9 protein-coding genes are annotated in these 16,392 nt (G+C 51.2%); 6 read left to right on the plus strand and 3 right to left on the minus strand.

Going from position 1 to position 16,392, the window contains the following annotated elements; genetic code table 11:
• Positions 1–56 precede the first annotated feature (56 nt).
• On the minus strand, positions 57–974 hold the full coding sequence (locus ACR9Y8_RS20565) for a hypothetical protein (protein ID WP_481215129.1): 918 nt from the start codon (positions 972–974) through the stop codon (positions 57–59).
• A 126-nt stretch (positions 975–1,100) separates the two neighbouring features.
• Positions 1,101–2,390: an alpha/beta hydrolase family protein gene (locus tag ACR9Y8_RS20570; protein WP_481215130.1), complete on the minus strand. Its 1,290-nt coding sequence runs from the start codon at positions 2,388–2,390 to the stop codon at positions 1,101–1,103.
• A gap of 64 nt (positions 2,391–2,454) precedes the next feature.
• Here ACR9Y8_RS20570 and ACR9Y8_RS20575 point away from each other — a divergent pair, with 64 nt between their 5' ends.
• The 5 genes from ACR9Y8_RS20575 (at position 2,455) to ACR9Y8_RS20595 (ending at position 12,748) form a co-directional block, all read left to right on the plus strand.
• A complete protein-coding gene (locus tag ACR9Y8_RS20575) occupies positions 2,455–3,051 on the plus strand; it encodes an RNA polymerase sigma factor (protein ID WP_481215131.1) in 597 nt (198 codons plus the stop codon).
• Between the two features lie 108 nt (positions 3,052–3,159).
• Complete coding sequence (locus ACR9Y8_RS20580) at positions 3,160–4,365, plus strand: FecR family protein (protein WP_481215132.1); 1,206 nt, start codon at positions 3,160–3,162, stop codon at positions 4,363–4,365.
• Between the two features lie 110 nt (positions 4,366–4,475).
• A complete protein-coding gene (locus ACR9Y8_RS20585) occupies positions 4,476–7,811 on the plus strand; it encodes a TonB-dependent receptor (RefSeq protein ID WP_481215133.1) in 3,336 nt (1,111 codons plus the stop codon).
• A 24-nt stretch (positions 7,812–7,835) separates the two neighbouring features.
• Entirely contained in the window at positions 7,836–9,284 is a 1,449-nt protein-coding gene (locus ACR9Y8_RS20590; protein ID WP_481215134.1) for a RagB/SusD family nutrient uptake outer membrane protein, read from the plus strand.
• A 20-nt stretch (positions 9,285–9,304) separates the two neighbouring features.
• Positions 9,305–12,748, plus strand: a complete 3,444-nt coding sequence (locus ACR9Y8_RS20595; RefSeq protein WP_481215135.1) for a carbohydrate-binding protein — start codon at positions 9,305–9,307, stop codon at positions 12,746–12,748.
• Positions 12,749–12,825: 77 nt separating this feature from the next.
• On the opposite strand, the gene fabF is transcribed toward ACR9Y8_RS20595, so the two are convergent.
• Positions 12,826–14,088: a beta-ketoacyl-ACP synthase II gene (gene fabF, locus ACR9Y8_RS20600; protein ID WP_481215136.1), complete on the minus strand. Its 1,263-nt coding sequence runs from the start codon at positions 14,086–14,088 to the stop codon at positions 12,826–12,828.
• A 257-nt stretch (positions 14,089–14,345) separates the two neighbouring features.
• Here fabF and ACR9Y8_RS20605 point away from each other — a divergent pair, with 257 nt between their 5' ends.
• A complete protein-coding gene (locus ACR9Y8_RS20605) occupies positions 14,346–16,247 on the plus strand; it encodes a glycoside hydrolase family 97 protein (RefSeq protein ID WP_481215137.1) in 1,902 nt (633 codons plus the stop codon).
• The last annotated feature ends 145 nt before the right edge of the window (positions 16,248–16,392 follow it).

Genomic DNA, 16,392 nt, shown 5'->3' on the forward strand with positions numbered 1-16,392 from the left:
TTTTCTTTTGGAAGAAAGGAATGCAACACCGGCCTGCAGTACGGACTTGCTGGCGTTCAGTACTTTGGGTAAGTAAGGACATTACCGCCTGTAGAAGGGCTGCCGCCGGCCCCACATTTCCAGATGATCTGTCCTTTTATGCCCATCGTGGAGTCGCCGAAAGGATATACTTTATACGAGCGCAGGTAGCCGTCTGCACCCACTACCTGGTCAAAGTAAACGGAAGTACCAATGGGATACTCGTAGGTAGTGATCATTTTTTCAAGCAGGTGATGCGGCTGTGTAGTGTAAAAGCCCAGCATTTCCAGCAGGTAAGCCCCGGTAGCCTGTACGATGCCCTGGTCATACACACCGCCTTTGATGGGACGCTTATAATTATACGTGTAAGCAGTATACCGGGTAATATCCTGCGCGTTCTGGATATTGAGCACATTGTCATACTCATCATACCGGTAGATGCATACATCCGGAGCATAAGACGGGCTGAAATAAGTCCACAATTTTGACAACCTGCCCTTGTAATCATACTGATACACAAAGCGCTGCGTATAGACGTCCGGATCAGTCGACCATGGATAAACGTTATTCAGCCTTGCCCGCATCACCTGGCCGCAATCATTCAGCTCCGCCACCATGATCGTATCATTGTGGGTATTGAGCATACTCACCCGCTTATTTGCATAGCGTACGGGCCCTTTGAAAGGATTGGTGCTCCAGTTAGGCCCCAGCAGCGCATCTATGTAAGTGATCCGGCCATCGGCGCCATAAGTTTTGTTGAACTTGTAGGGCGTTACATATGTACCGCCTGGAAAATGATTGTTGAGTGCGGAGATCAGCAACGTTTGTACATCGCAGGCAGGCGGAGGAAAACAGGGGGTGGAAGGATTCCCGGGTTCGTTTTTCTTACAAGCGTGGATGAGCATTAAACCAATGCAGAAAAAGGCCATATACAGGCCGGAAGAGGTGCGTTTCATTTTGAGATAATTGAGTGAGCGGATGTGGCATAGTCAATTGTAATGCCGCTAAAAGGTTAACACGCTCGCCAGATCAAATGTTTCCACCGTTATATCATATTTCTATGTGTAATATATTAAAATGTGTTATGGGTGATAAAGGGTACAATGCTTGCCTGCAAATTGCAGGTATTGTTCCCAATCGTAGGGCGTTACATCATGTTTGCCGGCGCGGATGTGATAACGGATAAATTCTCCGGTGGGCTGCTGTATGCGCGGAAACTGGTCTGTGCCCAGGCCTTGTTTACCAAACAGCCGGTATACAGGTTCAGCGTACAGCGCGCTCAGAAATTCTCCCTTGGGGTCTGACCATTGATCGCCTAAAGCGCTGGCCACATACAAAGGGCGCGGGGCGATGAGCGCCAGCAGCATGTGCTGGTCTACCGGTAGTGCGTCTGTATTGCTGGCATAGGTTTTATAAGCAGGTGCAAACCAATGCGGGAAGGCACGGGTGATCACTCCCACCGTTTCTCCATACCAGCGTTTGGAAAGGGCAGCTCCTCCTTCGCCAGACTCATTGGAAATCACCATTGTAAAGCGGGTATCGCTCGCCCCGGCCCAGAGAGCGGCTTTTCCCAGCCGGGAATGGCCCATCACAATCACCTGCATCGGGTCCACACCAGGATCCTGCTGCAGGTAGTCCAGCGCACGGCATAACGCCCATGCCCATACGCCCATGGCGCTCCATTCCTGTGGCTGTATATGCAATTCATCTTTCAGTTTGGTACGTATGCCGGTTTCCCAGCCATCTGCCTTGTCGGCCTCTATTTCGCCGTAGAAAAAGGTGGCCAGCCCGTAACCACGGCTGATAATATCCCTGATAGGCCACTGCGAAGCCTGGGAACCACGCGAGGCTTCAGTGGCATGGTTGTCAACAATGCCCGGCCCTTTTACGGTGTAATGCGTGGTGATGGGAATAGAGTTATCATTGATCACAGACTGGTTGCCATAAAAGTTCATGCCCAGGAAAACCGGCACCCGCCCTTTTGCCTGGTTGGGCAGGTATAACAGCAAATGCAGCTGGGCAGTGGTATCTGTCTGTGAAAGATACACGGTCACCTGTTTGCAGGTAGCCATATTGTTCAGGGCGGCGGGGTCTGTGCGGGTGGTTTTGAACGTCATCTGCACGGGAGTACGGGGGAAACGCCCGTAAACATTGTTCTCAAAAAGCTCGTAAATGTACGGACGTTGTATCTCGTTCCATTGCCTTACGGTGGTGACGGTCTTTCCATTAGGCATACGCAATGGATCCGGTAGCGTATAAGCCGGAACGTTAGCCTCTGTCAGATTCACCTCTTTTTGCTGTGCGATAAGGGGAACGGCTCCAAGCAGGCAACACAGGGCAATGCACGTGGATAAGTTCGATAAGGGTAACATATAAGAAAGATAACGAAAAAAGCCATATAGGGATTATGCAATTATTAATTATTTTAGTTCCGGTATGCATAAACAGTCATACACTGATACTGAGCTGTTCCGGTTAATAGCAGAAGGGGACGAAACGGCTTTCCGCCTGCTTTTTCACAGGTACGTGCCGGAGCTGCGCCCACTGATCATGCATATCATCAAGACCGCCACCGTTGCAGAAGATATTATACAGGAAACCTTCCTGCGCTTATGGATCAGCAGGGACAAGCTGACGGCGATCGAAAATCCCCGTTCCTGGCTGTTACGCATCGTTTTTTACCAGTCTTTCTCTTATCTGCGCCGCCAGGGCGTGCATACCAAAGCAATGGACATCATTGCAGCCCGGCAGGATACGGAAGACGTGCACAATCCTACTGAAGAGCGCCTGGCCTATACCCAGATCCTGCACCTGGTAGCCGAAACCGTACAACAGCTGCCTCCGCAGGCCCGTCGCATATATGTGATGAGCAGGGAAAAAGGGCTGCGCATACCCGAAATTGCCAAAGCGCTCATGCTTTCTCCCAACACAGTAAAGAACTCCCTCGTATCCTCGCTGAAAATCATCCGGAAACGTATCGAGCAATCCGGACATTTCATCCCGATGATTGTTTTATGGCTGCTGAAGCTGTGAAAAAAATTTTTTCAGTCCGATAGGTCCTAAATGAAAAGTTGCGCGTCTGTTACTATGGGGACTTATTAAATTTCGTTTACCGCGTTTGAAAAACAAATATTTAATAGCTTGAATATCCACGAAAGACTGGCTTACCTGATACGCCAGGCAACAAACCATTCGGCCACCGACGCCGAACTGGAAGAACTGACAGCTTTGCTCAAAGCAGATACTACGGGCAGCCTTGCCAGTGAGATAGCTGCACAGCTGGAAGCAGAGCTGCCGGCGGGGGATACGCCCTATGATCAGGACTACTGGGATCATATCGCCACTAAAATATTGCTGTCAGACCGCCCGCAGGAGACCGCCCCTTCCACACCGCAGAAAATACGCCGCCTGCATGGCTGGCGCTGGGCGGCAGTAGCGGCGGTAGCCGCGCTGCTTTCGGTAGCAGCCTGGCAGTGGTTACAAAGGCCGGCAACCAAACCTGCGCCGCCTGCCCTCGCCTCCCTGGCTGCTAAAAATGACATTGCCCCCGGCGGCAACAGGGCCATATTAACACTGGCAGACGGTACACAGATACCACTGGACAGCGCCGGAGCCGGACAGCTTGCACAACAGGGCAATACCAATATAATTAAACTGGATAGCGGTCAGCTGGCCTACCGCAATGCTACAGGATCTGCATCCGCTACCCTGCTGTATAATACCATTTCCACGCCAAGGGGCGGACAGTTCCGCATCTCCCTGCCGGATGGCACCCAGGTATGGCTCAACGCCTCCAGCAGCCTGCGCTATCCTACCGCCTTTACCGGGCGCGAACGGCGCGTGGAGCTTTCCGGCGAAGCCTATTTTGAAGTAGCTAAAAATGCAGGGATGCCTTTCCGCATCGCATCAAAAGAAATGGAGGTGGAAGTGTTAGGCACGCATTTCAACATCATGGCCTATGATGACGAAGCCGTGCTGAAAACCACCCTGCTGGAAGGCGCTGTGAAAGTAACGCGCAATGGCAGCAGCCGTCAGCTGCAGCCAGGCCAGCAGGCCCGCGTATACAGGGAGAGCGGCAGCATGGACGTGCTGCAGGACGCCAATACAGAGGAAGCAGTAGCCTGGAAGAACGGCTTCATCCAGTTTGAGGGACAAGACATCAAAGCCGCCATGCGTATGCTGGCGCGCTGGTATAATGTAGAAGTGGATTACAGGGGCGCAGTGCCCGCCCACTTCAGGGGCATTATCCCGCGCAATGTGCCGGTATCGCAGGTGTTGAAAATGATGGAATTAACAGGGGAAGTACATTTTACGATAGAGAGCAACAGGATCATTGTATCACCGTAAAAAACAGCTAATAAAAAAACCGGAAGCGTTCGCACCGCTCCCGGTAACGCTCAGGTATAAAAAACAATCGTTCAGCAATTATTCCTTATTTACCTAAACCATACAAAAGTATGCAATTGACGCTTTTTTCCCAAAGCGCGGCATTATCAGCCAAAACGGTACTGATCATGAAATTAACGGCGTTTTTGATCACTATTGCCTTTCTGCAGGTACACGCGGCAGGGCATGCACAAACCGTCACCTTGTCCAGGCAGCACAGCAGCCTGGAGAACATCTTTAAAGAGATCAGGAAACAAACGGGCTACTATTTCCTGTATACCGACGAACAATTATCAGGCGCAGAAAAAGTAAGCCTCGATGTAAAAAACGCGCCCTTACAACAGGTGCTGGACCTCTGTTTCCGCGACCAGCCGCTTACCTATACCATTGATAACAAGATTGTGATCGTAAAGCGCAGGCCTGTTATCCCTTTACCACAACCACCGCCTGTGGCAGAAATACCTGTAAAAGGCAGCGTTACCAATGAAAAAGGAGAACCGCTGCCCGGTGTGACCATACAGGTAAAAGGTACCTCCAACGGCGTAGTGACCGATGCAGACGGACGTTATACCATCAACGTGCCTTCCGCTAACGCCACCCTCATTGTTTCATCCCTCGGCTTTGATAAACAGGAAGTGATGGTAAACGGCAGAAATGAGATAGGCATTGTTATGAAGGCGATGGCCGCCGGCCTCAATGAGCTGGTGGTAGTAGGATACGGAGAGCAGAAAAAAGGTTCATTGACCAATGCCATCACTTCCATTTCCACCAAATCATTCCGGGATCAGCCGGTGAACCGGCTGGACCAGGTATTGCAGGGCAGAGCTGCCGGCGTGCAGGTAACCAATGCTGCAGGCTCTCCGGGCGGCGCCGTACGCATACGCATTCGTGGCGCCAACTCCATCAATGGAGAGAACGGGCCCCTGTATGTAGTAGACGGTTTTGTGGGCGCCGAATTCTTTGCTATCAACCCGGATGATATTGAAAGCATCCAGGTGCTGAAAGATGCTTCTGCCACCGCTATCTACGGCAGCAGAGGCGCCAACGGCGTGATCATCGTCACCACACGGAAAGGCAGTAAAGACGGCTTGAAAGTGAGCTTCACCTCCCGCTTTTCCACCTCGGAAGTAATCAACCGGCTGGACCTGCTGAACGCAGGAGATTTTGCAACTACCGCCAACGCACATGCTTCCGCTACCAATACTACCCCTCCCTTCACGGCTGCGCAGGTAGACGAATTCTACAAAAATGGCGGAACGGACTGGCAGAAGGAGATCTTCAGAAAAGCGCCCGCACAGGAATACCTGCTGAGCCTTGCAGGCGGTAACGACAGATCAGGGTACTTCATCTCCGGGAACTACCTGAACCAGGATGGCGTGATCAACAACTCTTTCTATAAACGGTATACGCTGCGTTCAAATATCAATTCGAAACTGAGCAACCGCGTCTCCACTTTCCTGAACATTACCGGTTCTTACAGCACCGCACAGAATGTAGACATCCCGGCAGACGGGCCACACAGCCCGCTGGCCCAGGCCATTACCTGGTCGCCTACCGTGCCCGTACGCGATGCCGGCGGCAAATACACCGTTGCCGACCCGGTAAGTTCCGTCTTCTACAATCCTGTTGCGCTCACAACAGAGCAGCTGGCGGTAACAGACCGTATGCTGGCCAACGCCATTGGCGGCTTCCGCTTTGAGCTGCTTCCGGGGCTTACCTTTAACCTGCAGTACGGCGCTAACTACCTGCAATATGAGAACAAGAATTTTGCAGGTAAAGTAGTGAACTCCAACAGCGCTATCGCCAACGTGCGCAACAACAAGGAAGTACGGCTGCAGAACACCAATATGCTCAACTACCGCAAAGAATTTAACGGCGGGCATAACATAGACCTCACCGCGGTGATGGAATACCAGCAATCTACTTATAACTATACCTATGCAGGGGCATCGAACCTCACGTATGAATCCTTTAAATGGGATAACTTAACCCAGGGCACGGCAGGCAACCCGCAATCCGGCTATTCCAAATGGGCCTTGTTCTCACTGGTAGGCCGCGCCAACTATGACTATCAGCATAAGTACCTGTTTTCTGCCGCACTGCGCCGCGATGGTTCTTCCAAATTCCGCAAAGAGAACCGCTTCAGCTATTTCCCCTCCGTATCGGCCGGCTGGGTGCTCACAGAAGAAGCTTTCCTGAAACAACAACAGGTGATCAGCTACCTGAAGCTGCGCGGCAGCTGGGGCCTTACCGGCAGTGAAGGTGTAGGGCCTTACAGTACCATTTCTTCGTACTCCAACAGGATCGCATCTTTTACCAATTCCACTTTCCAGACCGGTATTATATTGGGCAATATCGGCAACCCCGACCTGCAATGGGAAACCACCGAACAAAAAGATGCAGGTATTGAGATCGGCCTGCTGAAAGGACGGCTCTCCCTGACCGCTGACTATTTTGTAAAAGATACCCGCGACCTGCTGCTGAACGAAAAGCTGCCTTTATACCTGGGCGGCAATACCATTACCCGTAACGTAGGTGCAGTGCAGAACAAGGGCTGGGAATTTTCTATTGAAGGTAACGTGATCGACAAAGGTCCTGTTACCTGGAATACCGGCCTTAATTTCTCTTTCCTGCGTAATAAGGTAACATCTATCGGCGCTACCACGCAACGCATTTTTGACCCTAACACCCGCAGGATAGGCGGCGGTATGTCGCCGCAGTCGGAGTTTGTGATCATGCCCGGACAGCCATTAGGCGCCATCTGGGGGCTTACCTACCTGGGCACCTGGAAACCCGGCGATAAAGCCAGTGCAGCAGCTTATGGCGCCGTGCCCGGTGATGCCCGTTACAAAGACATTAACGGCGATGGTATGATCGATGCGAATGATTACAGCGTGATCGGTACAGGCATGCCACGTACCTCCATCGGCTGGAACAATACTGTAAGCTATCGCGCCTGGACGCTAAACCTGTTTTTCCAGGGCCTGCTCGGATTTGATAAACTGAACTACAACAAGGCAGCAGCTATGTATCACGGCGGCGATGCGCGCGAAGCTACGCATGTGGATATACTAAACAGGTACATCCCTGGTGTAAATGAAACATCCGACATTCCTGCGTTCAGCTCTACCAACCGCAACTTTACACAATCCGGCCGCTTCCTGGAAAAAGCAGATTTTGTGCGACTGAAGAACGTGAGCCTGTCTTACGACATCCCTAAAGCAAAACTGAAGAACACCGTAGGTGTAAAGCTGTTTATAAGCGCCACGAATCTCTTTACGATTACCGGTTATAGCGGTATAGACCCTGAAGCCAATTCATCTGCCGGCGATATAAGGCAGGGCATTGATTTCGGATCTTATCCCAACGCCAAAATATATACCGGCGGCGTTTCCATCAGCTTTTGATCATCATCCGAAAAAAAAGATACTATGCAGAAAATATACCTTATTGTTGCCTTGTTCGTTCTTGGCGGATGCAGCAAACAACTTACAGAAGACCCGAGAGGACTGGTGGCCGGTAACGCCGCCATTAGTAACATGGCCGGGCTCGAATCAGCGCTGACTGGCGCTTACGGCAGCCTGATGGTGCCATGGGAAAGCGGTTTTACCACTGTTTCGCAGATTGCCATGACCATGGGCGCAGATGATCTTACTACGCACCCCGGCTCTAACAAGGAAGAATTCCGCGAGTTTGATCTCTTCAAGGTGTCATCGCTCAACAGCCGCATGACGCCTATCTGGCTGGGCTGCTACAAAACCATCCAATCTACTACCAACATCATCAACAATTATGAAGCAGTACAGGATGGCAGCGAAGCAAATATTCATGCCATTGTTGGTGAAGCTTATTTTCTGCGGGCGCTGTGCTATTACTGGCTCACCCGGTGCTGGGGCGAGGTGCCCATCATTCCCACTGCAGAATACACACCTGATCTGCTGCAGATAAAAAAGAGCCCGGTTGCAGAGATCTATAAACTGATAGAAGAAGACCTGGGCATGGCTGAACAATGGGTAACAGATAAGAAGCGCGACCCGGGAAGGCCCAACAGAGGATCTGTGAAAGCGTTGCTGGCCGATGTGTATCTCACGGAGGCCGGCTGGCCCTTGAAGAACGCGGCTAAATATGCGCAGGCTGCCGCCAAGGCAAAAGAAGTGATCGACAATAAGGCGCTTTATAAATTTGACCTGTACCAGGATGGCTTTCAAAAGATTTTTGCCGGCGGCACTGTAGAGGATGTGTTTACCTTGTTTACACGCGGACAGTGGTCTACCTACAATTCTTTTTACGGCCTTTCTACCATGCCCGAGAACGAAGGCGGCTGGAGCGATTTCTTTCCTGAGCTGAATTTCTTTAACAACTTTCCCGCAGGCTCCAGGAAGGATGCTACTTTCTCCACCGAGTTTGTGGTGAAGGGGGATACGATCCGCTGGCAGAATGTCACCACCAAACACCCTTATTATAAAAAGTTCCGCATACAGTCTGGCGACCCCGCCACCTATATGTCTAACAACCCTGTTATCATGATACGCTACGCGCATGTGCTGCTTATCTATGCAGAAGCGCAGGCCAGGGCTACGGGCACGCCTGACGCGGAAGCTTACGCAGCTGTCAATGCGGTACGCCACCGCGCGGGTCTGGCAGACCTGCAGCCGGGGCTTTCAGGCGCCGCTTTTGCAGCCGCAGTAGTCGCAGAAAGAGGATGGGAATTTGCCGGCGAGTGGAACCGCTGGTTCGACCTGGTACGGCTGGAAATGGTGGAGAACGCCAACACAGGCAAGGATCAGGGCGACCTGCAGCCATTGCCGGGCGCTATCACGCATGAAAAGTATCATATGCCTATTCCAGGTAACGATGTATTGATCAACCCGAACCTATAAATTCCAAAAAACGTTACGTTATGAAAACTATTGCAACACTTTTCATGGTGTTCGGTTTACTGCTATGCAGTAAACTGAACGCACAGTATCTGCTGCTGGATGATATGGAAGGCCATGGCCCCGCCTCCGGCAAGTGGACCTATTATGCCGGCGGCGCCAATGCCACCGGCAAAGTAGAATTTGGTGTAGCCAACCCTAATCCCTCAGGGTTGAACACCAGCCCATTGGTGGCTAAATTTACCAAAGACACCAGCTGTTTTGAGTACATGAGCACTGGTGTTACCCTGGCAGAGACCTTCGATCTCTCTTCCAGCAGCCAGTTTAAAATGCTGGTGTACAGCAGCACGACAGATGAGATCATGTTCAAGCTGCAGCCGGGCAATGACTATAACAAAGCCGTTTTCTTCACCTACAAGGTGAGCCGGGTGAACCATTGGGAGGAAGCTGTCTACAACTTCCAGAGCGTAAAAGACCGTACAGACTTTAACCGCGTGGAAGTACATTTTATTGATGGCAAAAAGGCCAGTGGCATCCTGTATTTTGACCTGGTACAGGCGCCGAATCCGGTAACGATCACCCTGGCCGATACGTCCATTGCTATGGGACAGGAGAATGGCGCCGTACTAAAAGCGCAGCTCAATGCCGCGGTGTTTAAACCTGTGCTGAGCGCCTACCACTGGACAGCGCTCAACCTGCCTCCCGGCGTGAGCATTGGCAATGTACAGCGTGCGAACGATACCACCGCCTACATCACGCTCAGTGGCAATTCTGCCGCTGTTTATTCCCGTGCGCTGTTGCAGATCCAGGTAGATTCCTCAGAAGTAGCGAACGCCAATACGGCCCGCTACCTCACTAAAGGGAAAGTAGTGTTTGAAGGCAATCCTGCCTGGTCACTGGTATACGGAGACGAATTTAATGTGAACGGTTTGCCCGACCGTAGTAAGTGGACCGTTGATCCCAAGCCAAAAGGATGGATCAACGGAGAGCAACAGGTGTATACAGATACTACGCATGACAACATTCGCGTAGAAAATGGAAACCTGATCATCAAAGGAAAGAAGGATTTCCCCAATGGCAATACCACAGAGCCATGGTCGTCAGGAAGACTGATCTCGCAAAATAAAATGGACCTGCTCTATGGCAAAATAGAAGTAAGGGCTAAACTGCCCAAAGCGCGCGGTTCCTGGCCGGCTATCTGGTTGATGCCTACTACCAGCGCCTATGGCGGCTGGCCCAAAAGCGGTGAGATCGATATTATGGAACATGTAGGCAATAACCTGGGTACCGTGCTTTCTACCGTACATACGCAGAATAATAACTGGACCAACGGCGGACATCTCTCCGCTTCAAAGAACATCCCGGATGTGGCCACTGCATTCCATGTGTACGCAGTAGAATGGACCCCGGATTCATTGCGCTTCACTTACGACAGTAACCATGTGTACACTTACGTAAACCCCTATACGGATTGGAAAGACTGGCCCTTCGATCAAAAATTCCATATTATCCTGAACGTAGCCATCGGCGGTGGTATGGGAGGCTCCATCGTGGAGGCAGACTGGCCGGACAGCATGATGGTGGATTATGTGCGCGTATACCAGAAAGGATTGGGCATACCAGTGCTGGATAGTATCCTGGTAACGCCTGCAGACGTATCTTTCTTACCGGGCAAGACCCAGCAGTATAAAGCAACGGCGTATGATCAGAACGGTCATACCATGACCATTAACCCGGTATGGAGCATCAGCGGTACCGGCAATACCATTACACCGGATGGTCTGGCCACCATACAATCTTCGGGGGTGATCACTGCTACTGCTACTGTAGATAGCGTAAGCGTTTCCGGCACTGCCTTTGCAACGGTGCGCCCTACAAACTACAAACCGATACCGGCAAAGATCGAAGCTGAACTGTTTGATAATTCCAATTCCTGTTGTACAGAGCCTGCCTCGGATATAGGCGGTGGCCGCGACGTGAGTTATATCGGCAGCGGCACCTGGTTTGAATATGATATAGCAGTGCCAGACAGCGGCAATTATCGTATACAGTTCCGCACCGCCATGAACAATGCCACCAGCCTGCGGGTGATGCTGGATTCAGTTACACTTACAACAGTGCCCTTACCTGCCAGTGGCGGATGGCAGAAATGGATCACGGTCACATCTGCGCCGGTTAATCTGCGCGCCGGCAATACCACCATCCGTATACAATCCAATGCTTCCGGCTGGAACTTTAACTGGCTGCGCTTTGTGCGGGCTGATTCCGTTACCGTGTCAAGGGTAGTGGTAACGCCAGACAGCCTGCGTTTGATCAGTGGCAATACACAACAGTTCAAGACTGTGGCATATGGCCAGGACAGCAGTGTGATGTCTGTAACACCGGTATGGGCTACTACGCTCAACAGCAGTACCATCAATGCAAGCGGTCTGTTTACCGCGGGTAATGTCAATACAACCACCGCAGGCGCAGTTACAGCAACAGCAGACGCTGTGACCGGTTCAGTGCTGGTAACCGTAAGGCCCGCGCCTGTGCTCACACGCATAGTGATTATACCTGATACCGTAACGGTGCCAGTGAATGCTTCGCAGCAATTTACCGCTAAAGGTTACGATCAGATGGATAGTCTGATGACGATATCACCGGTTTGGACAGTCAGCGATACAACGGCTGCTGTCACACAAACTGGAGCTTTTACCGCCGGTACTGCAGCCGGTAATGTAACGGTAACAGCCACTGTGGGCAGCATCAGCGCCACTGCCACGGTAACAATGGCATTTACCTGTTCTGTGAATGGCAGATACGAAGCAGAAAGCTGTAACAATCGTACCACGCGTCCCACCTTGCAAACCTGCACGGATGTAGGCGGCGGACAGAATTTCACCGGCATCTGGTCTGGCGACTGGTTCACCTGGAATACCTTGAACGTGCCCGTAGCCGGCAGATATAATATTCGTATCAGGGTATCTACTACGGTTCCGGCGCAGATCTGGATCGGGCATAGCGGTATGAACTTTGGCTATATTGATATACCGTCTACCGGTGGTCAATGGAAGACCATATCAGATACGATGACCTTACCTGCTTTAACCTATACGGGTATCCATGCGCAATCAGGCACCTTTAAGTTTAACTGGTTCAGCATAGATAACTGTGCAGAAGACACAAGCGCTAATTTTGCCAGGCAGGGGGTGAGCCGGGAGAAGATACCGGCTGAAGAGGAGAAAGGCGCCGCCATCGTCTATCCCAATCCAACAGCAGGAGAGGTGACTGTTGACCTGCCGGAAAACCGTTATAATACCATGATTTTGCTCAATATGGATGGAAAAGTCATTCGCCGCTGGTATATTGCACCGGCAGACAGAAAAGTGGTAAAAGATCTGCGTTTCCTGCAAAACGGTATGTACCTGATACGGCTGGAAGGAAAAGGAGGCACAAAGACGCTGAAACTGATGAAGGGAGCGTAAGTAAAAATAATATGGGCTAACACTGAGTATAAGAAAGTGGGCCGGGCTGAGTGATCAGTCCGGCCTCACTATTTATATTAAGCTTTGAACTTCTTAAACACCACGATGGCATTATGACCGCCAAAACCAAAAGTATTGCTCATGGCTACGTTTACAGTACGTTGCTGTGCTTTACCTATTGTCAGGTTGAGGTTAGTGGGAATGCCTTCGCCCAGTTCTTTTGTGTTGATGGTAGGAGGCACAATATCTTCCTGGGTGGCTTTGATACAGGCAATTGCTTCTATGGCCCCGGCCGCGCCCAGCAGGTGGCCTGTCATAGATTTGGTAGCGCTGATGTTCAGTTTGGCAGCATGATCGCCAAAGAGGCTGGTAACGGCTTTCAGCTCGCTCACGTCGCCCACGGGGGTAGAAGTAGCGTGGCCGTTGATGTAATCAACATCTTCCAGCTGCAGCTCGGCATCTTCCAGTGCTTCTGCCATACCATTCCTGGCGCCCAATCCTTCGGGGTGGGTGGCAGTGAGGTGGTAAGCATCAGCTGTCATAGCGCCGCCGATCATTTCTCCGTAGATGGTAGCGCCTCTTTTTACGGCATGCTCATATTCTTCCAGGATGATGGCGCCTGCGCCTTCGCCCATTACAAAACCATCACGGTCTGTATCAAAGGGGCGTGAAGCAGTGGTAGGGTCACCGTTGCGGGTGCTGAGCGCTTTCAGCGCATTAAAACCGGCAATGCCTGCACGGGTGATGGGCGCTTCAGAACCACCTGCCACAATGATATTAGCCTTGCCCAGGCGAATATAATTGAACGCATCTACCAGTGCGCTGCTCGAAGAAGCGCAGGCAGATACCGTACAAAAGTTGATGCCCATGAAACCATATTTGATGGCGATCTGTCCGGCAGCAATATCAGCGATCAGCTTGGGAATAAAGAAAGGATTGAACTTCGGAACAAAGCTACCCGCTGCAAATTCAACGATCTGGTCTTCGAAGGTTTGCATACCGCCGTTGCCGGAGGCCCAGATAACGCCAATCTTGGTCTTGTCAATACCGTCCTGGTGAATGCCTGCATGTTCAATGGCTTCCTGTGCGGCTACCATTGCATATTGGGTGAAAAGGTCCATTTTGCGAGCCTCTTTTTTCTCCATGAACTTTTCTATATCGAAATCCTTCAGTTCGCAGGCGAATTTGGTCTTGAATTCGGTGGTATCAAAACGGGTGATAGGGGCGGCGCCGCTGGTGCCAGCCTTCATATTATTCCAAAAAGTGTTAACATCATTCCCTATTGGTGTTAATGCTCCCAATCCAGTGACTACAACTCTCTTAAGTGTAATAGTACGCATAACAGTTAAATCAAATATTAGAGCGCAAATTTAGTCACTTATTCCATATAAATAAGTAAAATATAAAAGCGCCGCTAATTTAGGCCCCTGGCGGGCTTCACGCCTGTTCCAGATTACAACTTTATTGATCTGTTCGTTTAAGTGAAATACCTGTCCTTTCCTCGGGTCATACGTTTTTATCAAAAAAGCACGCTTATTTCACATTTATTGCAATCGATTGTATTAAGGTGTATTATTGTTGTCAAAAGTCCATAGTTATGAAAGCTACCCTTTACCAGTGGCTGTTCCTGGCCATATCAGCCATCTTCCCCGCTATTACCCGTGCTGCAGTGGCAGATCCCCCGGCGCTTAGCAGTCCCGATGGGCATTTACAGCTGCATATCAGGCTGCAACAGCACCAGCTGATGTTCCGTATCACCCTCAACAAACAGGAAGTTACCGGCTGGGCGCCCCTTAGCATGCAGGTAGATAACGTCAACATCACACAAGATGTAAGCATCGGCAAAGGAGCACCGTATAAGATCAACGAAACTTACGACTGGTATGGTGCGCATACACCGGCGGTGAACAAATGCAATGGCATGAAACTGCCCCTGCGGCATAAGAGTGGTCTTGCCTATACGCTGGAGCTGCGGGTATTCAACGATGCAGCGGCTTTCCGCCTGATCGTGCCTGGCAAGGAAGGTGAACAACGGGTGCCTGACGAAGCCACCAGCTTCCTGCTGCCCGCCGGCAGTGTTACCTGGTTTCATGACCTGGCGTCCATGCATTATGAAGGCATCCACAGCAGGAAGGAACTCAGCGCTGTAGCGGCAGGCGAATGGGCAGCCCCGCCCCTTACCTTCAAACTGCCTGGCAATGCGGGATATGCCTCTATTACCGAGGCGGATCTGCAAAACTACAGTGGCATGGGCCTGCAGGCAGACGGCAAAGGCGGGTTTACCGTAAGGCTGTCGCATCATCAGCCGGCATCTTATCCTTATGTGCTCCGGTATGGCAAAGAAGAGGCAGCGCGCCTGGCCCAGCCGGCAGCGGTAAGTGGTACTATTACAACGCCCTGGCGGGTGGTGATGGCCGGTACCGATCTGAATACATTGGTGAACTGCGACGCAGTACATAATCTTTGTCCGCCGCCCGATAAGGCCATTTTCCCCCAGGGCGGGCGTACCTCCTGGGTACGGCCGGGCCGCGCGGTATGGAAATACCTGGACGGTGGCGGCGCCAGCACGGTAGAGAACATGAAAGCGTTCTCCGGGATGGCTGCTGAACTGGGTTTTGAATACAACATACTGGAAGGCTTCTGGTCTAAATGGAGCGATGAGGAGATCAGGGACCTGGTGCAATATTCCGCTCAGCGAAAAGTAGGCATCATTGTATGGCAGCACTCCAAAACACTACATGATGCAGCATTCCGGCACGAGCTGTTTGAACGTTGCCATCGCCTGGGTATTGCCGGCCTCAAGATCGACTTCTTTGATCATGAGGCAAAAGAAACCATCGACCTGTACAACGCTATCCTGGAAGAAACCGCTAAATTGCAGCTGGTAGTGGATTTTCACGGCGCAAACAAGCCCACTGGCTTGTCCCGCACCTGGCCCAATGAGCTGACTCGTGAAGCAGTAAAAGGCATGGAGGCCAGTAAGCTGCCAGATAGGGCCACCCACAACACCACCCTGCCCTTTACCCGCTGGCTGGCAGGTGCAGCGGAATATACGCCGGTACATTTTGGAGAACGCCGTAAAAACACTACCTGGGCGCAGCAGATCGCCAGCGCTGTTATTTTCGATGCGCCCATGCTTACGTACGGCGCTAATCCGGCCAATATACTCAGCAATCCTGCGGTAGACATGATCAAAAGCATTCCTTCGGTATGGGATGAAACGATTGTTTTGCCAGGTTCTGCTATTGGAGAAGCGGCCGTTTTTGCCCGCCGCAAAGGCGATACCTGGTTTATTGCGGTGATGAATGGAGTAGCGCCACGTACACTGGAAATACCCTTATCTTTATTAAAAGATGGAAATTACCAGGCGATGGTGGTGCGGGATAGCAAAGACAGTACTGCGGCGGTAGATATTTCACAGGAGATCTACAAACGGGGAGATGTGATAAAGCTGTCGCTTGGAGAAGGTGGCGGTTTTGTAGCGCGATTGAAGCCCTGATCTGGCACTTACACTCCCGGATATAGTAACGATATAGTAACGATATAGCAACGATATAGTAACTCTTTATAGGGTTACTATATCGTTATAAGATAGATACATGAACTTTATATAAAACGGGAGGCCGTATGCCAGCTGGCATACG

The organism is Chitinophaga sp. SVR4-12A, from assembly GCF_056754765.1.

Coding starts and splice junctions, on each gene's coding strand:
- ACR9Y8_RS20585 (WP_481215133.1), top strand. CDS start 4,476: ATGCAATTGACGCTTTTTTCCCAAAGCGCGGCATTATCAGCCAAAACG.
- ACR9Y8_RS20590 (WP_481215134.1), top strand. CDS start 7,836: ATGCAGAAAATATACCTTATTGTTGCCTTGTTCGTTCTTGGCGGATGC.
- fabF (WP_481215136.1), bottom strand. CDS start 14,088: ATGCGTACTATTACACTTAAGAGAGTTGTAGTCACTGGATTGGGAGCA.
- ACR9Y8_RS20565 (WP_481215129.1), bottom strand. CDS start 974: ATGAAACGCACCTCTTCCGGCCTGTATATGGCCTTTTTCTGCATTGGT.
- ACR9Y8_RS20605 (WP_481215137.1), top strand. CDS start 14,346: ATGAAAGCTACCCTTTACCAGTGGCTGTTCCTGGCCATATCAGCCATC.
- ACR9Y8_RS20575 (WP_481215131.1), top strand. CDS start 2,455: ATGCATAAACAGTCATACACTGATACTGAGCTGTTCCGGTTAATAGCA.
- ACR9Y8_RS20595 (WP_481215135.1), top strand. CDS start 9,305: ATGAAAACTATTGCAACACTTTTCATGGTGTTCGGTTTACTGCTATGC.
- ACR9Y8_RS20570 (WP_481215130.1), bottom strand. CDS start 2,390: ATGTTACCCTTATCGAACTTATCCACGTGCATTGCCCTGTGTTGCCTG.